The organism is Alloalcanivorax marinus, from assembly GCF_016785095.1.
Taxonomy (GTDB): Bacteria; Pseudomonadota; Gammaproteobacteria; order Pseudomonadales; family Alcanivoracaceae; genus Alloalcanivorax; species Alloalcanivorax marinus_A.
Genome location: NZ_JAEKJB010000002.1, coordinates 409310 through 431854 on the forward strand (window position 1 = coordinate 409310; position 22545 = coordinate 431854).

Annotated in this window: 24 protein-coding genes and 1 tRNA gene; 17 read left to right on the forward strand and 8 right to left on the reverse strand. The window is 65.8% G+C overall.

Going from position 1 to position 22545, the window contains the following annotated elements; all coding sequences use genetic code 11:
- Positions 1–251: 251 nt before the first annotated feature.
- Positions 252–401 carry a hypothetical protein gene (locus JF515_RS03590; protein ID WP_203101075.1) on the forward strand — a complete coding sequence of 50 codons (150 nt, stop codon included), beginning with the start codon at positions 252–254 and terminating at the stop codon, positions 399–401.
- Here the strand turns inward: JF515_RS03590 and JF515_RS03595 are convergent.
- Positions 382–684 (reverse strand): addiction module antidote protein, encoded by a 303-nt coding sequence (locus JF515_RS03595; RefSeq protein ID WP_203101077.1) that lies wholly within the window; start codon positions 682–684, stop codon positions 382–384. The genes JF515_RS03590 and JF515_RS03595 overlap by 20 nt on opposite strands.
- A 198-nt stretch (positions 685–882) precedes the next feature.
- On the opposite strand from JF515_RS03595, the gene JF515_RS03600 reads away from it, so the two are divergent.
- From JF515_RS03600 to dksA, 3 genes are read left to right on the forward strand one after another with little or no spacing between them, the layout of a single operon-like run.
- Entirely contained in the window at positions 883–1443 is a 561-nt protein-coding gene (locus JF515_RS03600; protein ID WP_203101079.1) for a carbonate dehydratase, read from the forward strand.
- Between the two features lie 6 nt (positions 1444–1449).
- Complete coding sequence (locus JF515_RS03605) at positions 1450–2829, forward strand: dihydroorotase (protein ID WP_238400820.1); 1380 nt, start codon at positions 1450–1452, stop codon at positions 2827–2829.
- 7 nt (positions 2830–2836) lie between these two features.
- Complete coding sequence (gene dksA / locus JF515_RS03610; protein ID WP_203101083.1) at positions 2837–3250, forward strand: RNA polymerase-binding protein DksA; 414 nt, start codon at positions 2837–2839, stop codon at positions 3248–3250.
- 98 nt (positions 3251–3348) lie between these two features.
- Here the strand turns inward: dksA and JF515_RS03615 are convergent.
- The 3 genes from JF515_RS03615 to JF515_RS03625 form a co-directional block, all read right to left on the reverse strand.
- Positions 3349–3424: transfer RNA gene (locus JF515_RS03615), tRNA-Thr, on the reverse strand.
- A 71-nt stretch (positions 3425–3495) separates the two neighbouring features.
- Positions 3496–4074 (reverse strand): TetR/AcrR family transcriptional regulator, encoded by a 579-nt coding sequence (locus tag JF515_RS03620; protein ID WP_203101085.1) that lies wholly within the window; start codon positions 4072–4074, stop codon positions 3496–3498.
- 78 nt (positions 4075–4152) lie between these two features.
- Positions 4153–4551, reverse strand: coding sequence for a RidA family protein (locus tag JF515_RS03625; RefSeq protein WP_203101087.1), 399 nt, complete (start codon positions 4549–4551; stop codon positions 4153–4155).
- A gap of 352 nt (positions 4552–4903) precedes the next feature.
- On the opposite strand from JF515_RS03625, the gene JF515_RS03630 reads away from it, so the two are divergent.
- Genes JF515_RS03630 through JF515_RS03680 form a run of 11 tightly spaced genes read left to right on the forward strand, consistent with a single transcriptional unit; the run spans position 4904 to position 15897 of the window.
- Positions 4904–6076, forward strand: a complete 1173-nt coding sequence (locus JF515_RS03630; protein WP_203101089.1) for an ABC transporter substrate-binding protein — start codon at positions 4904–4906, stop codon at positions 6074–6076.
- Between the two features lie 24 nt (positions 6077–6100).
- Positions 6101–6976, forward strand: coding sequence for a branched-chain amino acid ABC transporter permease (locus JF515_RS03635; protein WP_203101091.1), 876 nt, complete (start codon positions 6101–6103; stop codon positions 6974–6976).
- Positions 6969–8834 carry an ATP-binding cassette domain-containing protein gene (locus JF515_RS03640; RefSeq protein WP_203101093.1) on the forward strand — a complete coding sequence of 622 codons (1866 nt, stop codon included), beginning with the start codon at positions 6969–6971 and terminating at the stop codon, positions 8832–8834. Before JF515_RS03635 ends, JF515_RS03640 begins: the two co-directional genes overlap by 8 nt.
- Entirely contained in the window at positions 8827–9522 is a 696-nt protein-coding gene (locus JF515_RS03645) for an ABC transporter ATP-binding protein (RefSeq protein WP_203101096.1), read from the forward strand. The genes JF515_RS03640 and JF515_RS03645 overlap by 8 nt, the downstream gene beginning before the upstream one ends.
- Before the next feature lie 17 nt (positions 9523–9539).
- A complete protein-coding gene (locus JF515_RS03650; RefSeq protein WP_203101098.1) occupies positions 9540–10898 on the forward strand; it encodes a metal-dependent hydrolase family protein in 1359 nt (452 codons plus the stop codon).
- 16 nt (positions 10899–10914) lie between these two features.
- Positions 10915–11724 (forward strand): alpha/beta fold hydrolase, encoded by an 810-nt coding sequence (locus JF515_RS03655; RefSeq protein ID WP_203101100.1) that lies wholly within the window; start codon positions 10915–10917, stop codon positions 11722–11724.
- A 10-nt stretch (positions 11725–11734) separates the two neighbouring features.
- Complete coding sequence (locus tag JF515_RS03660) at positions 11735–13048, forward strand: SRPBCC family protein (protein WP_203101107.1); 1314 nt, start codon at positions 11735–11737, stop codon at positions 13046–13048.
- The gene (locus tag JF515_RS03665; RefSeq protein WP_203101109.1) at positions 13041–13523 is read left to right on the forward strand and encodes an aromatic-ring-hydroxylating dioxygenase subunit beta; all 483 of its coding nucleotides are present in this window, start codon (positions 13041–13043) and stop codon (positions 13521–13523) included. Before JF515_RS03660 ends, JF515_RS03665 begins: the two co-directional genes overlap by 8 nt.
- A gap of 10 nt (positions 13524–13533) precedes the next feature.
- Positions 13534–13845 (forward strand): non-heme iron oxygenase ferredoxin subunit, encoded by a 312-nt coding sequence (locus tag JF515_RS03670; protein ID WP_203101111.1) that lies wholly within the window; start codon positions 13534–13536, stop codon positions 13843–13845.
- Entirely contained in the window at positions 13842–15083 is a 1242-nt protein-coding gene (locus JF515_RS03675) for an FAD-dependent oxidoreductase (protein WP_203101113.1), read from the forward strand. The genes JF515_RS03670 and JF515_RS03675 overlap by 4 nt, the downstream gene beginning before the upstream one ends.
- Positions 15073–15897 (forward strand): alpha/beta fold hydrolase, encoded by an 825-nt coding sequence (locus JF515_RS03680; RefSeq protein WP_203101118.1) that lies wholly within the window; start codon positions 15073–15075, stop codon positions 15895–15897. The genes JF515_RS03675 and JF515_RS03680 overlap by 11 nt, the downstream gene beginning before the upstream one ends.
- Positions 15898–15908: 11 nt before the next feature.
- Here JF515_RS03680 and msrB read toward each other — a convergent pair whose 3' ends face one another.
- The 4 genes from msrB to JF515_RS03700 all read right to left on the reverse strand — a co-directional run bounded on the left by msrB (position 15909) and on the right by JF515_RS03700 (position 19754).
- Complete coding sequence (msrB, locus tag JF515_RS03685) at positions 15909–16331, reverse strand: peptide-methionine (R)-S-oxide reductase MsrB (RefSeq protein WP_203101119.1); 423 nt, start codon at positions 16329–16331, stop codon at positions 15909–15911.
- An 11-nt stretch (positions 16332–16342) separates the two neighbouring features.
- On the reverse strand, positions 16343–16963 hold the full coding sequence (gene msrA / locus JF515_RS03690) for a peptide-methionine (S)-S-oxide reductase MsrA (protein ID WP_203101120.1): 621 nt from the start codon (positions 16961–16963) through the stop codon (positions 16343–16345).
- A gap of 122 nt (positions 16964–17085) precedes the next feature.
- Positions 17086–17670, reverse strand: coding sequence for a hypothetical protein (locus JF515_RS03695; RefSeq protein ID WP_203101121.1), 585 nt, complete (start codon positions 17668–17670; stop codon positions 17086–17088).
- Positions 17671–17735: 65 nt separating this feature from the next.
- A complete protein-coding gene (locus tag JF515_RS03700; protein ID WP_203101124.1) occupies positions 17736–19754 on the reverse strand; it encodes a neutral/alkaline non-lysosomal ceramidase N-terminal domain-containing protein in 2019 nt (672 codons plus the stop codon).
- 249 nt (positions 19755–20003) lie between these two features.
- Between JF515_RS03700 and JF515_RS03705 the strand changes: the two genes are divergently transcribed.
- Positions 20004–21095, forward strand: coding sequence for an OmpA family protein (locus JF515_RS03705; protein WP_238400821.1), 1092 nt, complete (start codon positions 20004–20006; stop codon positions 21093–21095).
- Between the two features lie 11 nt (positions 21096–21106).
- Positions 21107–22531 carry a thrombospondin type 3 repeat-containing protein gene (locus JF515_RS03710; RefSeq protein ID WP_203101126.1) on the forward strand — a complete coding sequence of 475 codons (1425 nt, stop codon included), beginning with the start codon at positions 21107–21109 and terminating at the stop codon, positions 22529–22531.
- The last annotated feature ends 14 nt before the right edge of the window (positions 22532–22545 follow it).

The following is a 22545-nucleotide window of genomic DNA, read 5'->3' on the forward strand; positions in this document are numbered from 1 at the left end:
CGCCGGCGCGCCGCGATGCCTTGCCCGGGAAAATGGAAATCTGTCCCGGGGTTCGGGAATTTACCACTGAGTCTGATGCGAGCCGGGTCGAAGCCACCGGGTTGCTATTTGATCTGGGTCAGGAAGGTGCTCGCGGGATCGGGCCAGACTGCCCCGGTGAACGGGATTGGGACGAACGTCTATGGACGTGTTGGCGCATGGGGGTGCCTGGAGGGTGCCGCCCCCCTGACAGGAGAACGTCATGGTGATGCGTGAAGGGAACCCATCGCTACCAGAGCCTGGGCGAAGCCATGGAGGACGCCATGGCCTGGCGGGACCAGGCCGAGGTATTGATCCTGGCCGACCAGGACGGCGAGTACCGCCTGCACCGGCCGTCGTCGCTCAGCCCCCGGCCCGGGTAAGATCCTGGAAACGCACGCCGGTGGCGCGCATCACCGCCGCCATGGTCCGCAATGTCGGATTACCCTTTGGAGAAAGCGCGCGATAGAGGCTTTCCCGGGACAGCCGTGCCCGCTCCGCCACCGTGGCCATGCCGCCGCGTGCCTCCACCACATGACGCAGCGCCAGCAGGAACGCCGGCTCGCCGCCGGGTTCATCCAGTTCATCCAGTGCCGTACGCAGGTAATCCGTCGCCATGGCGGGATTTTCCCGCAACATGGCCACCACCGCCTCTCCTTTCGACATCCGTGTGCCGATACCGTGCCATGAACCCGGGTAGGGCTCTGTCAGCCTGAGCCGGACGTCGCGCCAGCCGCGTGGCGGGTTGAATCGCGCATCGTTACCTCCTCCTTGTATATGTTATAATATAACATATCTATCACGACCCTTTGACAACCCGAGGGCCGTGCCCTGGCTGGCCCCTTCATCGCAAGGATTATTGTCATGATTCGCCCCAACCCCAACGGTGACCGCCCACGGGTGCATCCCGGCGCCTTCGTTGATCCCACCGCCATTCTGTGCGGGTCGGTGATCGTTCAGGAGAACGTTTTCATCGGTCCCTACGCGGTGATCCGCGCCGACGAACTGAACGACACCGGCGGCATGGAGCCGATCGTGATCGGCGCCCATTCGAACATCCAGGACGGAGTGGTGATTCACTCCAAATCCGGTGCCGCCGTCACCATCGGCGAGCGCACTTCCATCGCCCACCGGGCCATCGTCCACGGTCCTTGCCGGGTCGGAGACGGCGTCTTCATCGGCTTTAACAGTGTGCTGTTCAACTGCGTCATCGGCGAACGGGCGGTGGTGCGTCACAACGCAGTGGTCGATGGCGTTGAACTGCCGGCGGGCTTTTACGTGCCCTCCACCGAGCGCATCGGCGCGGCCACCGATCTGGAGGCTCTGGCACGGGTGTCGGTGCAGGACTCCGCCTTTTCCGAGGACGTGGCGCGCACCAACAACAGCCTGGTGGAAGGCTATAAACGCATTCAAAACGAGTTCTGAGATTCCATGACCATGCAACGGAGCAAACCGAATGATCCCTGGGCTCTGGCCGGGCGCCAGCGGGCCGATCTGTTGATCACCGCGGGCACCGTGCACACCCCCAACGGCGAGGAACGGCTGGACATTGCCTGCGCCGGCGGACGCATCGTGGCCCTCGGCGACCTCGGTGGGTGGCACGCCGATACGCGCCTGGACGCCAACGGGCTGCAGGTGCTCCCCGGGGTCATGGACACCCAGGTGCACTTCCGGGAACCGGGCCTGACCCACAAGGAGACCCTGGAAGCGGGCACCCGGGGCGCGGTGCTCGGCGGTGTCACCGCCGTCTTCGAAATGCCCAACACCGATCCGCTGACCCTGTGGCGTGACGATCTGCGGGCCAAGCTGGAGCGGGCGGAAGGCCGCGCATGGTGTGATTATGCGTTCTACCTGGGCGGCGCGGCGGTTAACGCCGATGAGCTCGCCGGGCTGGAGCAACTGCCCGGCTGCGCCGGCGTGAAGGTGTTCATGGGCAGCTCCTTTGGCGACCTGCTGGTGGACGATGACACCGCCCTGCGCCGTATCCTGGCCGGCGGTCACCGTCGCATGGCGGTGCACGCCGAGGATGAAGCACGGCTACGCGCGCGCCGGCCTCTGGTGGAGGGGAGCGGTGACGTCACCCGGCACCCCCATTGGCGGGACGTGGACAGTGCCCTGATCGCCACCCGCCGGATCGTCGCCCTGGCCGAAGACACTGGCCGGCGCCTGCACATCCTGCATGTCTCCACCGCCGAGGAAATCGCCTGGCTGGCCCGCCATAAGGAACGGGTCACCGTGGAAGTGACGCCCCATCACCTGACCCTGAGCGCGCCGGACTGCTACCGGCGGCTGGGCAGCCTGGCGCAGATGAATCCGCCGGTGCGCGAGCGTCGTCACCGGGACGCGCTTTGGCGGGCAATCCGTGACGGCGTGGTGGATGTGATCGGCAGTGACCATGCGCCGCACACCCTGGAAGAAAAGGCCCGTCCCTATCCCGATTCTCCCAGCGGCATGACCGGCGTGCAGACACTGCTGCCGATCATGCTCGACCATGTGAACCAGGGGCGCCTCACCCTGCGGCGCCTGGTTGATCTGACCAGCGCCGGCCCGGCCCGGGTGTTCGGCATCCAGGGCAAAGGGCGCATCGCGGTGGGCTACGACGCCGATTTCTCCATCGTCGACACCGCCGCCCGCCGCACCCTCGACAATAGCTGGATCGCCAGCGTCGCGGGTTGGACGCCCTACCATGGTGAAACGGTCACCGGCTGGCCGATTCATACCGTGGTGCGCGGCAACATCGTGGTCCGTGACGAAGCCCTGGCCCCGGCGGCGCCCGGCGGGCAACCGGTGACCTTTCTGGAAACGCCTTGAGACGCCTATGAGACCCCTCACCGAATCGCAGCTCCGGCGCATGGCGAAACGCTCCTACATGAACGAACGCCAGCGGGAATTCTTCCATCGCCTGTTGCTCACCCTCCGGCAGGACACCCGGCGCACCATGGATGAGTTGCAAGCCAGCCTGCGCGCCACCGTGCGCGAACCCGACGAAGCCGATCAGGCCGCCCAGGAAGAGGAGCAGCGTCTGGTGCTGCGCGCCCTCGATCGGGACAGCCAGCTGCTCGACAAGATCGATGCCGCCCTGCGCCGTCTGGCCACCGGTGAATACGGCTACTGCCGGGAAACCGGCGAGCCCATCGGTATCGAGCGGCTGCTCGCCCGGCCCACGGCGGAATATGCCATCGACGCCAAAACCCGCCGCGAAAGCGTGGAAAGGCACTATCGGGATGGCTGACTTTCAGCCTGGATAATGAGCGTACGCGCGGACGACGCCGCCGCAGCGGGCGGAGGGTTTTTAGCGGGTGGAGGCGGAAGGGGAGGCGGAAGGGAAGATGGTGCCGGAAAGAGGAATCGAACCTCCGACCTACTGATTACGAATCAGTTGCTCTACCGACTGAGCTATTCCGGCACGACCGGCCCTGCTGGGCTGGCGGGCGCTAGTTTAGCAGGAAGCCATGTGGACACAAGCCCGCCGGGCGTTCAGGGCTCGCCAAGCAGGAAGCGGCAGAGCTGCTCGGAAGTGGCTTCGTCGAAGCCCTTGTCCTGGGACAGCCGCCAGTAACTGATGTAGCCGTCCAGCGCCATGACGAAGAAGTGGTAGAGGCCGTCGGTGTCCACCGCGGCGCGACGTTCCGGGGGCAGGGTGGAGAGAATCATGTCGCGCAGCCGGGCGGTCATCCAGTTGATCAGCGTGGGCTGGTAATGGTCCTCCGGCGTGGCGGTGGAGAGCGCCTGCATGATGTTGTTGGCGAAGCCGTTCTGCCGTTCGGGGATTTCCTTGAACACCACCCGGAACAGGTGCCGGAGTCGTTCTCTTGGTTCCTCGATATTGAGCAGTTCCTGCTCCAACTCGAGAAACTGGCGGCGCAGCCAGGGCTCGAACACGGTGTACAGGATTTCGAATTTGGATTCGAAATAGACGTACACATTGGGCGGCGAGGTACCGGCCGCCTTGGCGATCTGCGGCAGCGAGGTGTTGGCGTAGCCTCGGGTGGAGAAAAGGTCGAAGGCGGATCTCAGGATCGCGTCCCGTACCTGGCTTTTTTTGACCTGGGCCATGGTGTTGGTGTCGTCCCTGGCGTGGTGGTTTAGGGGAGGGCGAAACGGCGGCCATTATATAGGTCGCCGGACAGCGGGTCAGGCCGGCTTGAACGCCAGTGCTTCCACCTCAATGCGCCAGCCCGGGTGGGCCAGGGCATGGACCACCAGCAGGGTGGAGGCGGGGCGGGCATCGCCCAGGTAGCCCATCCGCACTTCATTCATGGCGGCCAGGTCCTGGTCCGGGACCACGTAGGTGGTGGTCTTCACCAGGTTGGCGGCGCTCATGCCCGCCGCTTCCAGTACCCGGGTCACGTTGGCCCAGGTAAGCGCCACCTGTTGCTGGAAATCATCCGGATGCCTGCCATCGGCGTCCACGCCCACTTGTCCCGCGATGTGCAGCCACTGGCCTGGTTCCCGGCTCAGGGCGCCCTGACTGTAGGGGCCGCTCGGGGTGGCCATGCCAGTGGGGTTGAAGGTATGCAGAGCGTTGGTCATGGGGGGCTCCTGTATCGGGTCGGTCTGGTATCGGGCGCCGGTCGGCGCTCGTCGGGAGTATGGCATGTCGTCGTCTCAATACCAAATGGTGTTCGGTAATGGGGCGGTGCAGCGCTACTTTTGCATGCTGAATGTGCACTCATGCCCCCATTGGAGGCAGGGTCTTGTTGCATGGGGCGTTCTGTCTTGAGCGCTGGCGTGATCCGACCAGGAAAAACAAATTGATGTAAATCAAGGCTTTGTAATTATTTTGTTGACAGAGGGAGAGTGGGCGAAGCCGGACGGGCGGCCACTGGCACAATGATTGCTTTTAACGAATTGCATTCGGTTTTGAGAATCAAGGAGCCATGTCGTGAAGCTATATCGCTTGATCCAGGTAGTACTTCTGCTTTCCCTGCTGGGGGCGGGGAGCGCTTCGGCGCAACAGGGTGTCACCGAGGACACCATTCTGATTGGTGCCCTGGGGCCGCTGACCGGTGGCACCGCCTTTATCGGGGCGCCGGGCCGTGACGGCATGCAACTGGCGGTGGATGCCCTGAATGAACAGGGTGGCATCAATGGCCGCAAGCTGGAACTGCGCTTCGAGGCGGCGCTGACGCCGGCGGAAAGCGTGGCGGCGGCGAAGAAGCTGGTGGAGCAGGACAAGGTGTTCGTGCTGGTGCTGGCGTCCGGTTCCACCGGCGCGGCGGCGGCGGCGGATTATGTGCGCTCGGTGGGTGTGCCCACCTACAACATTTTCGGTGCCACGCCGGTGATTCGCGAGCCGTTCGCCGACAACGTCTTCCACGGTGCTATCACGGACCCGCGAACCAGCGCGGCGGCGTTGATTGAGCGTTTGACCCGTGACGGCGATCCGGAGCGCATCGGCTTGCTGGCCGGTTCCTATGCCTTTCCCCAGGCCAATCTGTCGGTGATTCGCCCGATGCTGGAGGAACGCGGCTTTGACGTCACCGTGGAGACCTTCGATCAGAACGCCAAGGATTTCACCGCGCAGTTGGTGTCGTTCCTGCGCGCGGACGTGGACGCGGTGCTGGTGCTGGGCAGCTTCGCGGAGGCCGGGTTCGCCATCAAACAGGCCGGCCAGGTGGGGCTGGGCGGTGTTCACTGGGTCGTGGACGGCTCCGCGGTGAACAACGCCATCGTGCCGATCATCGGCAACGCGGACGGCATTCTCGGTTACTACAACGCACCTTTCTATCCGGGCCAGGACGCCGAGCCCATGGAGCGCTATCTGGCGCTGTGGCGCGCCGCGTACGGCGAACCGCCCCAGGGGCGACCGAACATCTATGACCTCACCGGCTATGGCTCGGTGTATGTGCTCGCCCATGCCATCGACAAGGCCGACGACGATCTCACCTGGGAAAACCTGATCGCAAGCTGGGAGCGGGTGGAGGGGGCGTTGCCTTCGGACTTCGGCGGTTACGACGTGGTGTTTCCGGAGAGCTTCTCGGCCACCGATCACCAGGGCAACGACCATCTGGGCACGGCGGTCATCCAGGATGGCGTCTGGACCGTGCTGCCCTGATTCGCGCGTCAAACGGAGACAGCCATGACGGAGCTCGCATTGGTGTTGCTGGGCGGCCTCAACTTCGGCGCCATCTATGCCCTGGCCGCCCTCGGCATCGTACTGATCCATAAAGCCACCAAGACGGTGAATTTCGCCCACGGCGCCTTCGTGCTGATCGGGGCGTTAGGCGCCTACATCGTGCAGGTGCAGCTCAGTTGGTCGGCCTGGCTGGCGTACCTGCTGGTGCCGCCGGCGGTAGGCGCGTTGGCGGCGTTGATCGAGCTGGTGCTGCTGCGGCCGCTGCGCCGCGCGGACGCCTTCTCGGTGGTCATCGCCACCGTATTCCTGGGCATCGCGCTCTCCGAGGGGGTGCGGTTGATCTACAACGCGGAGCTGCTGACCGTGCCGTCGCCGTTCCAGGGCGCGCCTTTTCTGATCGGCCCGGTGATCCTGACCCGGGAGGTGCTGTGGACGGTGGCCGGCTCGCTGTTGATCGGCATCGGCACCACCCTGGCGTTCCGCCGTGCCCGCGTGGCCCGGGGCATGCGCGCCATGGCCGCCAACCATCGCGGCGCCCAGCTATGCGGTTACTCCGTGGATCGCACCTATGCGCTGGCCTGGTTCCTGGGCGGAGCCCTGGCCGGCGTGGCCGGGGTGTTCGCGGCGCCGGCCAAGGGCATTTCGCCGGATCTTCCCATCGCGGTGATCGCGGCCGCCTTCGTGGCGGCGGTGGTCGGTGGCTTCGACAGCCTCAAGGGGGCGGTGGCCGGCGGCTTGTTGCTGGGTGTCGTCGAGACCCTGGCGGCCGCCTATGGCGACAGCGCGTTGAAGAACGCGATCAGTTTCATGCTGCTGTTCGTGGTCATGCTTTACCGGCCCGAGGGCTTGTTCCCGGAGGTGAAAACCCGACATGTTTAGCTTTAAACGTAAATCCACCCAGCGTGGCAGCCTGGCGCTGCCCTTGACGCGCGAGCGCCGCGTCGATGCCAGGGGATTTTCCCGGTGGGCCTGGTTGGCGCCGTCCATGGTGGTGCTGGCGGTTCTGCTGGTGACGGCGCGATTGGGAAGCTACCCCCAATACGTGGCGTCGCTGGTGATCAGCGCCATGCTTACCGGCACCGGCCTGACCCTGCTGGTGGGCTACGCCCGCTGCATCTCCCTGGCCACTGGCGCGGTGCTGGCCCTGGGTGCCTACGGTTCGGTGCTGCTGATCACCGCCGCCGGTGTGCCGTTGCTTCCGGCGATGCTCGGCGGCGCCTTGCTGGCCGGCCTGGGCGGTTTCGTTCTTGGTGTGCCGGCGGTTCGGTTTCGCGGCCACAACCTGGCGATGATTACCCTGGTGTTCCAGTCCGTGGTGATCATTCTGATCCGTGAGTCCACCGGACTCACCGGTGGCGCCGGCGGGTTGACGGTGCCGGCGCCCTCCATCGCTGGCATTTCGCTGTCCGGTGATCTGGCCTATCTGGTGTTCACCGCCGTGGTGGTGGCGTTGGTGCTGGTGTTGCCCATGGCGCTGTTGCTCGGCCGTTTCGGCCGCAACCTGCGCGCTGTGTCCGGCAACGAAGTGGCGGCCCAGGCGTTTGGCATTTCCGTGCCTCATCATCTGGTGGCCGCTTTTGTGTGCAGCTCCTTGATCATCGGCTTATCCGGTGCTCTTCAGGCGCCGGTGTTCCGGGTTATCGACCCGGACACCTTCGGCATCAATACCTCCATTTCCACTCTTGCCTATCCGATTGTCGGTGGCATGGGCAGTGCCTGGGGCGGTCTGGCCGGGGGCGCGGTCATGCGGGCGCTGCCAGAGGTGCTTCGCGGGCTGGCCGATTATCTGGAGCTGTTCTTCGCTTCCCTGGTTCTGGTCACCGTGCTGTTCTTCCCCGGTGGAATCGCCGGCCAACTGTTCAGGCTTCGCCATCGGCATGGCGGTCAAGTGACGCGCGAATCGGTGCCGTCGGCGGCGTCCCCGGTGGCGCGGCCGGCGGCTGGCAAGGCGCTGCCCGACACCGCCGGTATCGCCTTGTCCATCGACGGCGTGGGCAAGCAGTACGGCGCGCTCAAGGCGGTGGATGACGTCAGCTTCCAGGTCCGCGAAGGAGAGATTCGCGGCTTGATGGGCCCCAATGGCGCCGGCAAGACCACCCTGTTCAATATCGTCTCGGGCTTCGTGGAGGGGGACCGCGGCGCCATTCGCCTGCACGGCGAGACCCTGCCTTCGGGCAGCCCGGTGACGCGCATGAGTCACGGACTCACGCGCACCTTTCAGCATGTGGCGGTGTTCGGCGAAATCAGCGTTTACGACAACGTCGCCATCGGCCTGGGTGGTAACGGTATCGCGCCGGTGCTGCTCGGCAGTTTGCTTGATCCTTTCCCGGGCGGCGACGCCCGGCGCGAGCGGGCACGCATCATGGCCGCGCTCGACAGTGTCGGGCTGGCTCACCTGGCCCGCGCCAAGGCCCGTCAGCTTTCCCTGGGCGATCAGCGCCGTTTGGAAATCGCCCGCGCCATCGTGTCGCGGCCGCGCCTGCTGCTGCTCGATGAGCCGGTGTCCGGCGTCAGCGAGGAAGAGACCGGGCAACTGGGGCTGCTGTTGCGCCGCATCAATCGGGAGCAGGGCATCACCATGCTTCTGGTGGAACACAACATCGGCTTCCTGGCCGGCATGAGCGATCACATCACGGTGATGGCCGCCGGCCGGGTGGTGTGCGAGGGCGAGCCCGCCTCGGTGATCGACGATCCGGCGGTTCAGGAAGTGTATTTCGGGAAGGCAGGCGATGCTTGAAGTCAATGATCTGACGGTGAAGTACGGCGCCCTCACCGCCGTGCACGGATTATCCCTGACGGTGGGAGAAGGCGAGGCGGTGGCGTTGCTGGGCGCCAATGGCGCGGGCAAGACCACGGCGGTGGAAGCGATCGCCGGCCTGCATGATCAGCGTGATGGCGAAGTGCGTTTCCAGGGCCGGGAAATCAGCCGCTGGCGTGCCTCGCGCATCGCCCGTGCCGGCATGGCCCTGGTGCCGCAATGGCGGGAGCTGTTCGGCAACTTCACGGTAATGGAAACCCTGGAGATCGGTGGCCATGCCCGCAATGGGCGGGCAGCGCCGGACTATCGGGAAATTTTTGAACTGTTCCCGCGCCTGGAAGAACGGCGCGACCAGATTGCTTCGTCGTTGTCCGGCGGCGAGCAGCAGATGCTCACCATCGCCCGCGCCCTGATGAGCGCCCCCACCATGATGATCCTGGATGAACCCTCCGCCGGCCTGGCGGTGGGCGTGGTTCAGGACGTGGTGCGGGCCATTCAGGCGGTGCGGGCCCGTGGCGTGGCGATTCTTCTGGTCGAACAGAACTTTGAAATCGCCGGAAGCCTGGCGTCGAGAGCGCTGGTGCTCTCCACCGGCCGGGTGGTCTGGCAAGGCGATATGGAGGACGTCCGGGATTCCGAGGAAGCCCGTCAGGCGTTTTTCCTTTAAACGGAGAGGTTGGCAACATGAGCAAAACATTGATTCGCTGCGGGCGGCTTTTCTCCGGCCACGGCAACCAGGCGCTTGAGAACCAGACCCTGGTGATCAGCGGTGACAGTATTGAATGGATGGGGCCCACCGGCGAGGCGCCAGCGGCGGGGCAGGGGGATCGGGTCCTGGACCATGGCGGGCATTTCGTGATGCCGGGGCTGGTGGATTGCCACACGCACATTTCCTACGGCAATGCGCAGGCCCAGGAAGACATCGATCTGCATGCCCCCATGGAGTTCCGCACCCTGCGCGCGCTGCACGCCGCCCAGGCGGTGTTGCGCGCCGGTGTCACCTCGATCTTCGACCCGGCCTGTTCCGGCTATATCTCGCCCTCGGTGCGCGAGGCGGTGGCCACCGGCATGTTCGAGGGACCGCGCATTACCTGTGCCGGGCGCTCCCTGACGTCCCAACAGGGGCTGTACGACTGGTACCCCAGCTGGATCGGCTTTCCCTCCAGCTCCACCGGAGAGCGTGCCTACACGGTGGCGGAGGCGGTGCAGGTGATTCGCGACCAGGCCAAGAACGGCGTGGATGCGATCAAGCTCACCATGGACGGCATCTCCCGCCGCGAGGGCGACGGCCTGATCGCCGCCTACACCCAGGACGAGACCCTCGCCATGGTGGAGGAGATCCACCGCCTCGGCCTCAAGGCGGTGGTGCATGCCCGTGGCCGGGAAGGGGCGCTGTACGCCGCCCGCGCCGGTGTCGACATCATTCACCATGCCTCCTGCATCGACGATGACGGCATTCAGGCGGCCTTGGATAACGGTTGTTACCTTTGTCCTTCCCTGACGTTGCTGGTCAACAACATCGAGTTCAACAGCCCCACGGACCCGTCCGCCGCCTGGTGGCCGGACATCCAGAAGCAGGAGCTGATGGATGCCTCGACCAACCTGAAGAAAGCGCGCGCCGCCGGCGTGAAGTTCATCTCCGGCTCGGAGACCGGCTTCGCCGTCACGCCCTACGGCGAGTGGAATGCCAAGGAGCTTGAGGCCCATGTGCGCTATCTGGGTTTCACCCCGGCGGAAGCCTTGCGCTGCGCCACCGTGGACAGCGCCAGGGTGCTGCGTGACGCCGATCGGCTGGGCGGCTTGGCACCGGGCAAGTGGGCGGACCTGCTCATCATCGAAGGCGATCCGCTGGCCGATATCACGGTGCTCCAGGACGCCGACCGTCTGCGCGCGGTATTCAAGGGCGGCCGTAAGGTGGACCTGACCCCGGCGGTGCCTCGTGAGCGCCGCGCGTTCGAATTTTCCATGGGCATGTGGAGCCGGCAGTACACCCGCGAAGCGGTGGCCGCGACCGGCGTCGAGCCCTTTCTTATTCCTTCCTGAAGTACAGGAGTCCGCAATGATTCAGTATCCCCTCAAGGTTCAGGGGGTGGGCACCCGCGTGCTGGATGCCGGCGACGGCGAGCGCGTGGTGGTGTTCATCCATGGTCTTTCCACCCGCGCCGATCGCTGGCGTGAAACGCTGCAACGGTTCGCCGGGCGCGGTTACCGCGCCATCGCGCTGGACCTGCCGGGCCATGGGCTGGCCGACAAGCCCGCCGACTTCGATTACACCTCGCCGGGCCTGGCCGATTACTGCCTGGCGGCGCTCGCCGAGCTGGGCGTGGAGCGCTTCGACCTGGTCGGTACTTCCCTGGGCGGGCACGTGGCCGCGCTGATGACGCTGCGCGCGCCGCGACGGGTACGCTCGCTGCATCTGGTCGGCGCGCTCGGCATCGCGCCGATCAGCGATGCCGTGGGCGAGGCGATCCGCGCCAGCGTGCGCACGGTCAGCCCGGAAGGCATCCGCGCCAAGCTGCAGGGTGTGTTTCATGATCAGGCATTCGTCACCGAGCAACTGGTCCGCGAGGAGACCCTCGTCAACGGTGCCGATGACACCCTGGCGGCGCTGTGCCGGCTGGCCGACTACGTGGCCACCCGCCTCAACCAGGACCTGGTGGCCGAGCCGCTGCTCAAACTGCAAGACCCGCCGCCGCTTCATTTGCTGTGGACCGACCTGGACCGGGTGGTGCCGTTGGAGGTGGGCGAGCGTGCCTCGCAACTGCTTGATCAGCCGCTGCATGTGATGCGCGGCGTGGGCCACGCTCCCTATGTGGAGCGCCCGGAGGAATTCGTCACGACCATCATTGGTTTCATGGACGCGGCCTGAGGAGCGAAACATGCAAGACAGCGACTATATTTTCCGTGAGCACGATCTCGACCGCTTTCGCTGGCCGGACGCGGACTACGCGCACACCCCGTATCGGGTGTTCAAGGACAGCGCCATTTATGAGCGCGAAATGGAAAAGGTCTTCCGCGGGCCAACCTGGGGTTACCTGGCCCTGGAGGCGGAATTGCCGGAAGCCGGCAGCTTCAAAAGCGTGATGCTGGGTAACACGCCGGTGGTGGTAAGCCGTGAGGAAGACGGCTCCTTCTCCGCGTTCGTCAACCGTTGCGCCCATCGCGGCGCCACCGTGGTGCGCGAGGAGTTCGGCAAGGCCGATACCCATGCCTGCATCTATCACCAGTGGTGCTACAGCAGCGCCGGTGACCTGGTGGGCGTGCCGTACCGGCGTGGCGTGTCCGGCAAGGGCGGCTATCCGAAGGATTTCAAACCGGCTCAACACGGTCTGCGCAAGCTGCACGTGGAAAGCTACAAGGGCCTGATCTTCGGTTCGCTGCAAAACGAGCCCGGGACCTTGATGGCCTATCTCGGGCCGCACATCAAGGAGCACCTGGATCGTATTCTGGTCAAGCCGCTCAAGGTGCTGGGCTACCACCGGCAACGTATCTCCGCCAACTGGAAGCTCTATTTCGAGAACATCAAGGACCCATACCACGCCGGCCTGTTGCATATGTTCGCGGCGACCTTCGGTACCTATCGCTCCACCCAGGAAGGGTACACCCTGGTCAGTGATGGTGGTGGCCACTCCATCGTCTATTCGGTGATGGGCACCGATGATCACGATAGCGTGTCCGAGCACTACAAGGATGTGAAGGACAAGTACCAAACCGATTTCCAGCTCAACGACGGTACCCTGCTGCAATGGACGCCGGATTTCGACGACGGCATCGGCAACCTGATCATTTCCGTGTTTCCCAATCTGGTGGTGCAGCAGATTCTCAATACGCTGGCGACCCGCCAGGTCCGCCCGCTGGGGCCGGACGGCATGGAACTGGTATGGACCTTCTTCGGCTTCGAGGACGACGACGACACACTCACCGATGACCGTTTGCGCCAGCTCAATCTGGTCGGTCCGGCCGGCTACATCTCCATGGAGGACGGCGAGGCGATCCGTCTGGTGCAGCAGGCGATCCAGGGTGAAACCGATGCCACCTCCTTCATTCAAATGGGCGGCCTGGGCCCGATTGTCGACGCCGATCATGTGGTGACCGAGGTCTGCACCCGGGGGTTCTGGAAGCAGTACGCGCAAACCATGGAGTTCGCGCCCCGCGAAGAGGGCGCCCCGGTACCGGAGAAAGCCCATGACTAGTCCTATCGACGGCGATCTCTATCAGCGCGTTCAGGATCTGTATCAGAACTACGGCCACGCCATCGACGTGGATGATCTGGAGGCCTGGCCGGAGTTCTTCACAGCGGACGCCCGCTACTGCGTGATTCCCCGCGAAAACCATGACCGGGGTTTGCCGGCGGCGCTGATCGACTGCCGTGGCCGGCCCATGTTGCTGGATCGGGTGGTGGCCTTGCGCACCGCCAATATCTACAACATCCACTTCGATCGTCACCTGGTGTCGCCGGCGGTGATCACCGGACGCGACGGCGATGTTCTCGAAAGCCGCGTCAATTTCACCGTCATGCAGACCGATCAGAGCGGTGTCACCCGGCTGTTCGCCGCCGGGGTCTCCTATGATCGTATTCGGGTGGAGGAGCAGCGGCTGCGTTTCCTGGACCGGCGCCTGGTTCTGGATACCTACGGGGTACCGGAACTGCTGGCGACCCCGTTGTAAGGAGGTTCACATGTCCAAGCAATGGCATTCGGTGATGAAAGCCGGCGAACTGGAAGACGGCGAGGTGGCGGCGGCCCGGATTGGCGACATGCCGCTGGCGGTGTTTCGCCTCGGCGAGCAGGTATTCGCGTTGCATGACCTGTGTTCCCACGGCAACGCCCGGTTGTCGGAAGGGTTCGTGGAGGACGGGTGCATCGAGTGTCCCCTGCACCAGGGGCTGTTCGACATTCGCAACGGTTGCCCGATGTCGCCGCCGGTGAAGGAGCCGGTGGCGTCGTTTCCCGCCCGTATCGAGGGCGATGACATCCAGGTGTGCCTGTGAGCGCGGATCGCGGGCCGATGGTGATCGTCGGCGCCGGCCAAGCCGGCTTGTCGGTGGCGCGGGCGCTGCGGGCCGGTGGCTACCAGGGCACGGTGATCATGATCGGCGCGGAGCCGGAGCGACCCTATGAACGGCCGGCGCTGTCCAAGGCGGCTCTGGCGGGTCCGGCGGCGGAGAGCGACGACCCGGCGCCGGCGCTGGCCGAACCGGCGGAATGGCGGGCGCTGAATCTGGATGCCCGGCTGGGCCAGCGGGTGCGGGCCATCGACCGGAACCGGCGCCTGCTGCACTGTGACGACCAGACCACGGTGGCGTACGGAACCCTGTTCCTGGCCACCGGCGGTGAGGCACGCCGCCTGCCCGGCGTGGCCGGTGACCGGGTGCATTATCTGCGCACACTGGGGGACGCGCGCGAGTTGCGGCGTGGTCTGGCGAACGCCCGGCGCCTGCTGGTGGCCGGTGGCGGCTGGATCGGGCTGGAAGTGGCGGCGGCGGCCCGGCATCAGGGGCTCGAGGTGACGGTGCTGGAAGCGGGTGCGCGCCTGTGCGAACGGTCGCTGCCGGAGGACGCCGCCGATTATCTGCTTCAACACCATCAGGAGCGGGGCGTGAGGTTCCGGTTCGGCGCCGTGGCCTCGCCCCGTGCCAGTGCCAACGGCGTGTGCTGCGAAGTGGACGGTACCCGCTTGCGGGCGGACCTTATGCTGGTGGGCATCGGCCTGGTGCCCAACGATCGGCTGGCGGTGGAGGCGGGGCTGGAGGTGGACGATGGCATCGTGGTGGACGGGCAGGCGCGAACCAGCGATCCATGCATCTTCGCGGTGGGGGACGTGGCCCGTTTTCCGTCTTCGTTCGCGGGCCGCCGGTTGCGTTTGGAGTCCTGGACCCACGCGCGACTGCAGGCGGAAGCCGCCGCCGCCGCCGCGCTGGGGGGCAGCGCCGGATACCGCGATCAACCCTGGTTCTGGTCGGATCAGCATGACCTTAACGTGCAGGTGCTGGGGCTGCCGCGCGGGCGGGGTATATGCCGCGATTACGGCACGGGCCGCCGCGGCCTGTTTTACTTCCACGAGGGCGCGCTGACCGGTGCGGTAGCGTTCAACGCGGGGCGCGATATCGGGTTCGCCAGGCGCTGGCTGAACGCCGGCCGCTCGCCCCGGGCCGAGGATCTGGCGGACACTGGTCTGGCTTTGTCCGCATTGCATCGCCATCTTCGCGAGGTCGCCGATGAAGCATGAGGACTGGTGTTTCGAGGGGCACCGGGTCCGGCTTTATCACCGGGGCCGGGGGCCGACTCTGATTCTGTTGCACGGTATCGGGCCCGGCACCTCGATCCCGGCCAACTTCGGCGCCGTTATCCCTTTGTTGGCGGAACGTTTCTCCCTGGTCGGCATGGACTGGATCGGGTTCGGTGGCTCGCAGGGCAAGGCGGCGCCCCCTTTTTTCGATCCAGCGCTGTGGTTGCGTCAGGCACGGGCCCTGGTGCGGCGGCTGGGGCACCCGGAGACGCGGTTATGGGGCCAGTCCATCGGCGGCGCCCTGGCGCTCGCCGTGGCGGCGGACGAACCCTCGGTGGCGGCGCTGGTGACCACCGGCAGCGGAGGGGGGCGGCATCGGCTCAACGCCGATCTGGATCGCTTCTGGACCCTGCCGGACAGCGTCGATGCGATGAGGGCCGCCATGGCCAGCGGCAATCACGATCCGGCTCTGGCCACCGAGGCGCTGGCGAGGGAACGGCTGGCGACGCTGTCGAAGGGCGGCCTGAGCCGCTATTTTCATACCATGATGGCCACCGACCGGCAGGCACTGCTGGACGCGGTGAGGGTGCCCGACGAACGTTTGCGCGCGATCAGTGCCCGGGTGCTGATGATCCACGGTCGCGAGGATAAGCCGGTCCCGGCCGGGCAGAACACGCTTTATCTACAGGCGAGGGTGAAGCACTGCGATACGCTGTTGTTGAGTGCCTGCGGCCACAATCCCTGCTGGGAGCATCCGCGCCGGGTGGCGGTGGCGGCCACCCGTCATTTGCTGGGCGAGGACGAGCAGGGCTGAATGCCGACGGTTCAGTCCGGTTCAAAGACCAGGGAGGCGGAGTTCAGGCAGTAGCGCTGGCCGGTGGGCGGCGGGCCGTCCGGGAACACATGGCCCAGGTGGCCATCGCAGCGGGCGCAACGGATCTCGGTGCGTACCATACCGTGGCTGGTGTCCTGGAGCTCGCGCACGTGTTGCGGGTCGGCGGGGCGGAAGAAGCTGGGCCAGCCGGTGCCGGATTCGAACTTGTCGTCGGAGCGGAACAGCGGTAGCTGGCACAGCTTGCAGGCGTAGGTGCCGGCCTGTTTGTTGTCCAGCAGGCCGCCGCAGAACGGCGGCTCGGTGCCCTGGTTGAGCAGGATGCGGCGCTCCTCGGCGGTGAGGTGGGCGGCGCGTTGTTGTTTTTCAGCGTCGGTGAGCGGCGTCAGATCGTGGCCGCTGGCGGACGTGGTCATGGCATGGCCTCTTAGTCTTTCAGCAGGTCCGGGAAGGCGGCGTGCAACTTCTCCAGCTTGGGTTGCGCCACATGCTGGATGTAGGGCTGGCGGGGGTTACGCCGCGCGAAGTCCTGATGGTAGTCCTCCGCCGGGAAGAATTCGTGACCGCTTTCCACGGTGGTGACGATGGGCGCGGTGAAGGCGCCGGCGTTGCCGAGCTGTTCGATGTAGGCCCGCGCCACCCGTTCCTGGTCGGCGTTGAGGGGGAAGATCGCGGAGCGGTACTGGGGGCCCCGGTCGTTGCCCTGGCGATCCTTCTGGGTGGGATCGTGGGCGATGGCGAAGAACAGCTTGAGCAATTCTCCGAAGCGCACCTTGCGCGGATCGTAGCGCACCTCGACGGCTTCGGCGTGGCCGGTGTTGCCACCGCAGACCGCTTCGTAATGGGCGCTGTCGGCGCTGCCGCCAATGTAGCCGGAGACCACGCTTTCCACCCCGTTCAGGGCGGTATACACCGCCTCCACGCACCAGAAGCAGCCACCGGCCAGGATGGCGCGGCCGGGGTCCCGATCCGCGGGCAGGTCCTCGACGGGGTCGGGGAACCGGTCCGGATGCACGGCCAGTGACGTGCCAGGAATGACGGCGCTCATGACAATCTCCTTGTTGCTGATCCGAGTTGCTGATCCGACGATGGTGAAGCTACTCCCGGGCAGATGGGGGCGGCCGGCGCCGGAGTCAATGGTCCCCGGCGACGAGCGCCCCAGGGGCCGGATCAGAGCACGCCGTGCTGGCGCAGGGCGTCGCGCAGGGCGCGGCACTGGCTCTGGGCGATGGCGGCCTGGTCGTTGGCTTCGTGGGTGCGCGCTTCACCGTACCACAGGGACTTGCCGGCGCCGTCGGTGAGATAGGCGGGGAAACGCTGCTCGGTGTCGGCGGGGCGCTCCCGGTCGATGCGTTCGCCGTCCAGGCCCAGGCGCCAGGTGGGCTGCACCTCGGTGTCCTGGCCGAGCGGGTTGAGGTCCCGGCCGGCGGGCAGGTTGGGGGCGGACATCATCAGCCGGGTCAGGTCCACCAGCAGAACGCGGTCCACGCCGTGCTGGCCGGCCCAGCGGGTCAGGGCGTCACGGTCGCGCCACAGAGGGGTTTCCTGATGGGCCAGGTGGACGGTGAGACCGGCGCGGGCGAACACCGGCCGGCAGGTCAGTTCCCAGGTTTCGCGAACCTCGCCCTCCGGGCTCTGGGCGGCCAGCAGGATCGCCTCGCCGGTGGCCGGCGGCGTATCGGTGACGGTGCGCGTGGTGATTTGGGTGGTGCTGGCACAGCCGGTCAGCACGAGCGTGAGCAACAGGGCCCTCATGGCACTACCTCCTGTATTCGAAGGCGTAGTGTAGCAGGGCCCGCCGGTGGAAAAACCGACCCGTGTCAGGGAAATACCGGTGAGGTGAGCGACGGCGCCCGCTCGCTGGCCTGTATTTCCAGTTCCAGGCTGCCCGGTGGCGCCGGCGGTGGCCGGTACCAACGCACTTCATAGAGCGCGCCCTGATCGTCCTGCTTGATCAGCCGCAGTGCCAGATCACCGCCCTGATCATCGGCGACCAGGGTTCGGTCGCCGCTGTCGCGCACACTGAGCAGCGGGGCGCTCGGCTCCAGCGCGCCGGGCGGCTCCCCCTGGAACCGCCAGGACCAGTAGGCTTCCTTCTCGCCTTCGCCGGCATGGAAACGGGCGCTCTGGCGCCAGCGCCGGGCCCAGGTGCCGTCGCCGTCCGCCTCGGGCCAGTAGCGGTGTCGAAGCAGGCTGAAGTGGGCGGCGGCGGGCACGTCGTCCACCTCGCCGAGCCGCCACAGGTCGCCGGCCAGGGCGGCGCTTTGCTCGGCCAGGAAATCGACGGTATGGGGGCCATACAGGGTGTGCCCACCCTCGTAATACTGGACGTCATATTCTTCCGGGGTCACCGCGTAACCCAGGAAACCGTTGGCCAGGCTGGAGATTTCCACCCTCCAGTCGTGGCCGGCGGGCAGGGTGTCGAGGACCGCGCCGCGAATGCGGTTGCCGCTTTCCAGGGTGACTTCCCAGGGCAGCGGCACCATCACCAGGTCGTTCACCCGAATCACCTGAAACAACGCCCGGTGGGGGAAGGCCTGCGGCGACAGCAGCAGCTGCGCCTTGGACAGCATCCATTGTTTGACGCCCTGGCAGCCATCGGTGAACCAGCGCCTTGGCCAGCCCTCCTGGAGATAGGGCAGGTAGGACACCGGGAACACCTCATCGCCGTTGGCGGCGCCGGCGGTAGCGGCGCCCACCACGGCCCGTTCGCACAGGCCGTGGCGCTCGCTGGCGGGCAGATCCAGCAGGTCCAGTTGGCGGCTGGCGGTGGCGGTCACCAGCCGTGGCGCCAGCGTACCCTCCAGGGATTGGAACAGGTCCGCCGCCTGGGTGCCCAGGGCGGTACCAATGCGCCGTGCTTCCCGGTCACCCCGGTGATCCGGGTGCCAGGCCGGATTGTTGTCGGCGTGGGTGGCCTGTGCAGCGCCATGCACGAATGGCCAGGGCAACGATCGCCCGATGGTTTCACCGGGGCCGCGCGCCAGCCAGTGCCAGACGTCGGCGTGGTAGGGGCCGGTGAAGGCGGGGATGGCGGTGCCGTGGATGGAGAACAGCGTCAGGGCGCCGGCCGGGTAGTAACGGCCGTCGTCGGCCTGCAGGTCGAGGCGCAGCATGGTCATGCGCGGGTTCACCGCGCGCTTGGCCAGGTTGCCGTCAATGCGGTCCTCGGCGATGCCGTGGTTGCGCGCCCAGGCCTGGGGAGAGCGGTTGCGGGTCAGACCCCAGACGTCCCGTTCACCCACCGCCAGCCGTGCCGGGCGCCGCGCCCGGTAGGCCTCGGTGACCGCCGTGCTGATGCGCGTGGCGAGAAAGTCGAACAGCGCCGGGTCAAAACCGGGCCGGTTGCCGCCAAACACATTATAGAAGTCGCTGCCCAGGTACTGGCCGGGGCCGGAGTGCGTGTGCGTGACCAGCAGGCTCAGGCCATGGGCGGGCACGTCGGTGGTGGCGGCGATGCGCTCGGCCACCGCGTAATGCAGTGGCAGGGAACCGGCGCCCAGGTCCAGTTGCACCAGAGCCAGGGGCGTGCCGCCCGGCCCGTGCAGATAAAAGGCGCGCGCCTTGAGTCGGGTACGGAAACCGTCGCCATCGGCGGCCCAGGCGGAGTAGCCGAACTTGGGCAGGCCAATGGCCGGGGTAATGTCCACCTCCGCCACGCCGGCCATGGGTTGGGTCAGGGGTTCCGGCGGGCGCGGTCGGGGGACCTGGAAGTCGAGGGCGGCTCGGGGATAGGTCAGAAACGGCCAAGCGGTATGCAACAGGGCGCCGCCGATGATCACCAGCAGCACCAGCGCCGCCCACAACCCATGGCGCCGGAATCGTCGTCGGGAGGGCATGAAGTCCGGGGTCCTTTTATTTTTGTACGGTCGTACTATTTTTCTCACATGAAACCTTAAATCACGGGCTGGCGCCAGGGCCGAATACAGAGGGGATACAAAACGATACCGCTTGTACAAGTTGTGCAAAAGCGTGGAGAAGTTCTCAACACTATTCCTACCCGACGTCACCGGAAGCCTGTTTTTTTCCGGCCCCCCGGCTATTCCAATGATTGCACTGTAATCCGTTGATACCCGAGGGGGGTACAGATGAACGCAAGCCTGAAAGTTTCTTCGCTTGTAATGGCCGTCGGGCTGGTGATCCAGCCGGCTCTGGCGGACGAGAAGTACGAGGAAACCCTCAACACCCGCCAGTACGTTGGTGGTTTCGGTTCCTACCTGGATCTGGACGACGAGCGCGGCTTCGATGACAGCGGCGCTGGCTACAGCGTGTTCTACGGTCGCCAGTTGTCCGATCGCTGGTGGTGGGAAACCGAAGGCGGTTTCTATGAGATGGACCCGAACCTGCCCAACACCCAGGACTTCTATCAATACCACCTTACCACCGGCCTTGCCTACGCCTTTGGCGACCGCACCGGTTTCACCCCGTACTTCGTGGTGGCCGCAGGCATCATCGATCAGGAAGTGCTGCCCGATGAGGACGAGGAGAACAGCTTCACCGCCAACGCCGGTCTCGGCGCGGTAACCGGCCCGATCTTCAACAATGGCCTGAAGCTGCGCGGCGAGGCCCGCTACGTCTACGACGACTTCGACGGCTCCGGCGCCGCGCGCGGCAACGGCGGGTTCGGCGACGTGCGCCTGTCACTGGGCGTGGAGATTCCGCTCGGTTACACCAAGGTGATCACCAAGGAGAAAGTGGTGGTCGAGACCCGCGAAGTGCAGGCCCCGCCCAAGCCGATGATCGATTCCGACGGCGACGGCGTGCCGGACGATCGCGACCAGTGCCCGAACACCCTGGAAGGTGGTCAGGTGGACGCCAAGGGCTGCCTGATCGCCAATCAGACGGTGACCCTGAGCAACATCAACTTCGAGTTCGATTCCGCCCGTCTCGCCCGTTCCTCGGAATCGACCCTGGACCGCATCGCGGAATCCCTGAAATCACAGACCGATTTCCGCGTGGAAGTGGCTGGCCATACCGACAGCGTCGGCAACGCCGACTACAACGAAGAACTTTCCCGTCAACGCGCCGAGTCCGTGCGCCAGTACCTGCTGGACCGTGGCGTCGCCGCCGATCGCGTGACCGCGCGCGGCTACGGCGAGCTGGACCCCATTGCCAGCAACGAAACCGAGTCCGGTCGGGCCATGAACCGGCGCGTTGAGTTCCGGGTTACCGAGAAGTGAGGAGAACGACGATGATGAGTATGAAGAACGTAATGATGCTGGTCCTGCTCGCCGTTCTCGGCGCCGGGATCTACGGCTGCGAAGCGAGTAGCAGCGACGGCGGCGGTGGCGATCCCACCCCCAACGAGCCCAACCCGAACACGCCGGACGACCAGGACAACGACGGCATTCCGGACGACGAGGACAATTGCCCGGCGTTCGCCAATAACGACCAGGCGGACCAGGACAACGACGGCATCGGCGACGCCTGCGACGAAGACATCGATGACGATGGCGTCGACAACGACGATGACAACTGTCCGCGCGTGTCCAACCCGGACCAGACCGATACCGACGGTGACGGCATCGGCGATGCCTGCGACAACAACACCGACCAGGACGGTGACGGCATCGAGGACAACAAGGACAACTGTCCGATGGTGGCCAACCCGGACCAGTCCGACATCGATAACGACGGCGTGGGCGATGTCTGCGACAACGACCGCGACGGCGACGGCGTGCAGAACGTCAACGATAACTGCCCCTACGTGGCCAATGCCGACCAGCTCGACACCGACCAGGATGGCGTGGGCGATGCCTGCGAATCCGACACCGACGGCGACGGCGTACCGGACGAGGACGATAACTGCCTGTTCATCCCCAACCCGGATCAGGCCGACCTGGACGGTGACAACGTGGGCGACATCTGCGACAACGACGACGACGGCGATGGCACCAACGACCAGGACGATCAGTGCCCGACCGAAGCGGGCCCGCCGGAAAACGACGGCTGCCCGGTGGATGACGACACCGACACCGATGGCGACGGCGTGCCGGACGACCTGGATAACTGCCCGAACACCGCCAACGCCGACCAGGCGGACGCGGACGGTGACGGCGTCGGCGACGTGTGCGACACCGACGGCTTCACCTGCAACGCCGGCACCACCTACCAGCCGCTGCTGAGCCCGGACTACGAAGCCAGTGGTAACTCCCTGGCGGTGTCCATCGCCACCGTGGAGAACCCGGAGAACATGCTCGACGGTATCGATGCCAGCTACGCCGAGATCAACGTTTCCCTGGCTCTGCTTTACGGCGGCGCCGAAATCCGCGCCTCCGCGGTGGATCAGTCCAACGACTTCACCGGTATCAACCGCATTGGCTTCGTGATCTCCGATCCGGCCTCGGCGCTGCTCAACCTGAGTCTGCTGGGTGATTTCCTGACCGTGCGCTTCTTCAACGACGGCGAGGAAGTGGACAGCGCCGTGGTAGGCGGCCAGGGCCTGGATCTGGAGCTGCTGGGCCTGGGTATCAACAGCGATCAACGCTTCCTGGTCACCGAGGTCGATACCAACGACCTGACCTTCGACGAAGTGCAACTCGACTACGCCGGCTTCCTGAACGCCAACGACACCCTGCGTATTCACCGTGTCTGCACGGGGAACATCGCACCCTGATACAACAACGATCA

Bases quoted from the DNA above. Each gene is read 5' to 3' on its own strand.
- JF515_RS03595 (WP_203101077.1), bottom strand. From the start codon at position 684: ATGTCGAAAGGAGAGGCGGTGGTGGCCATGTTGCGGGAAAATCCCGCC.
- JF515_RS03600 (WP_203101079.1), top strand. From the start codon at position 883: ATGATTCGCCCCAACCCCAACGGTGACCGCCCACGGGTGCATCCCGGC.
- JF515_RS03605 (WP_238400820.1), top strand. From the start codon at position 1,450: ATGACCATGCAACGGAGCAAACCGAATGATCCCTGGGCTCTGGCCGGG.
- dksA (WP_203101083.1), top strand. From the start codon at position 2,837: ATGAGACCCCTCACCGAATCGCAGCTCCGGCGCATGGCGAAACGCTCC.
- JF515_RS03620 (WP_203101085.1), bottom strand. From the start codon at position 4,074: ATGGCCCAGGTCAAAAAAAGCCAGGTACGGGACGCGATCCTGAGATCC.
- JF515_RS03625 (WP_203101087.1), bottom strand. From the start codon at position 4,551: ATGACCAACGCTCTGCATACCTTCAACCCCACTGGCATGGCCACCCCG.
- JF515_RS03635 (WP_203101091.1), top strand. From the start codon at position 6,101: ATGACGGAGCTCGCATTGGTGTTGCTGGGCGGCCTCAACTTCGGCGCC.
- JF515_RS03640 (WP_203101093.1), top strand. From the start codon at position 6,969: ATGTTTAGCTTTAAACGTAAATCCACCCAGCGTGGCAGCCTGGCGCTG.
- JF515_RS03645 (WP_203101096.1), top strand. From the start codon at position 8,827: ATGCTTGAAGTCAATGATCTGACGGTGAAGTACGGCGCCCTCACCGCC.
- JF515_RS03650 (WP_203101098.1), top strand. From the start codon at position 9,540: ATGAGCAAAACATTGATTCGCTGCGGGCGGCTTTTCTCCGGCCACGGC.
- JF515_RS03655 (WP_203101100.1), top strand. From the start codon at position 10,915: ATGATTCAGTATCCCCTCAAGGTTCAGGGGGTGGGCACCCGCGTGCTG.
- JF515_RS03660 (WP_203101107.1), top strand. From the start codon at position 11,735: ATGCAAGACAGCGACTATATTTTCCGTGAGCACGATCTCGACCGCTTT.
- JF515_RS03665 (WP_203101109.1), top strand. From the start codon at position 13,041: ATGACTAGTCCTATCGACGGCGATCTCTATCAGCGCGTTCAGGATCTG.
- JF515_RS03670 (WP_203101111.1), top strand. From the start codon at position 13,534: ATGTCCAAGCAATGGCATTCGGTGATGAAAGCCGGCGAACTGGAAGAC.
- JF515_RS03680 (WP_203101118.1), top strand. From the start codon at position 15,073: ATGAAGCATGAGGACTGGTGTTTCGAGGGGCACCGGGTCCGGCTTTAT.
- msrB (WP_203101119.1), bottom strand. From the start codon at position 16,331: ATGACCACGTCCGCCAGCGGCCACGATCTGACGCCGCTCACCGACGCT.
- msrA (WP_203101120.1), bottom strand. From the start codon at position 16,963: ATGAGCGCCGTCATTCCTGGCACGTCACTGGCCGTGCATCCGGACCGG.
- JF515_RS03695 (WP_203101121.1), bottom strand. From the start codon at position 17,670: ATGAGGGCCCTGTTGCTCACGCTCGTGCTGACCGGCTGTGCCAGCACC.
- JF515_RS03700 (WP_203101124.1), bottom strand. From the start codon at position 19,754: ATGCCCTCCCGACGACGATTCCGGCGCCATGGGTTGTGGGCGGCGCTG.
- JF515_RS03705 (WP_238400821.1), top strand. From the start codon at position 20,004: ATGAACGCAAGCCTGAAAGTTTCTTCGCTTGTAATGGCCGTCGGGCTG.
- JF515_RS03710 (WP_203101126.1), top strand. From the start codon at position 21,107: ATGATGAGTATGAAGAACGTAATGATGCTGGTCCTGCTCGCCGTTCTC.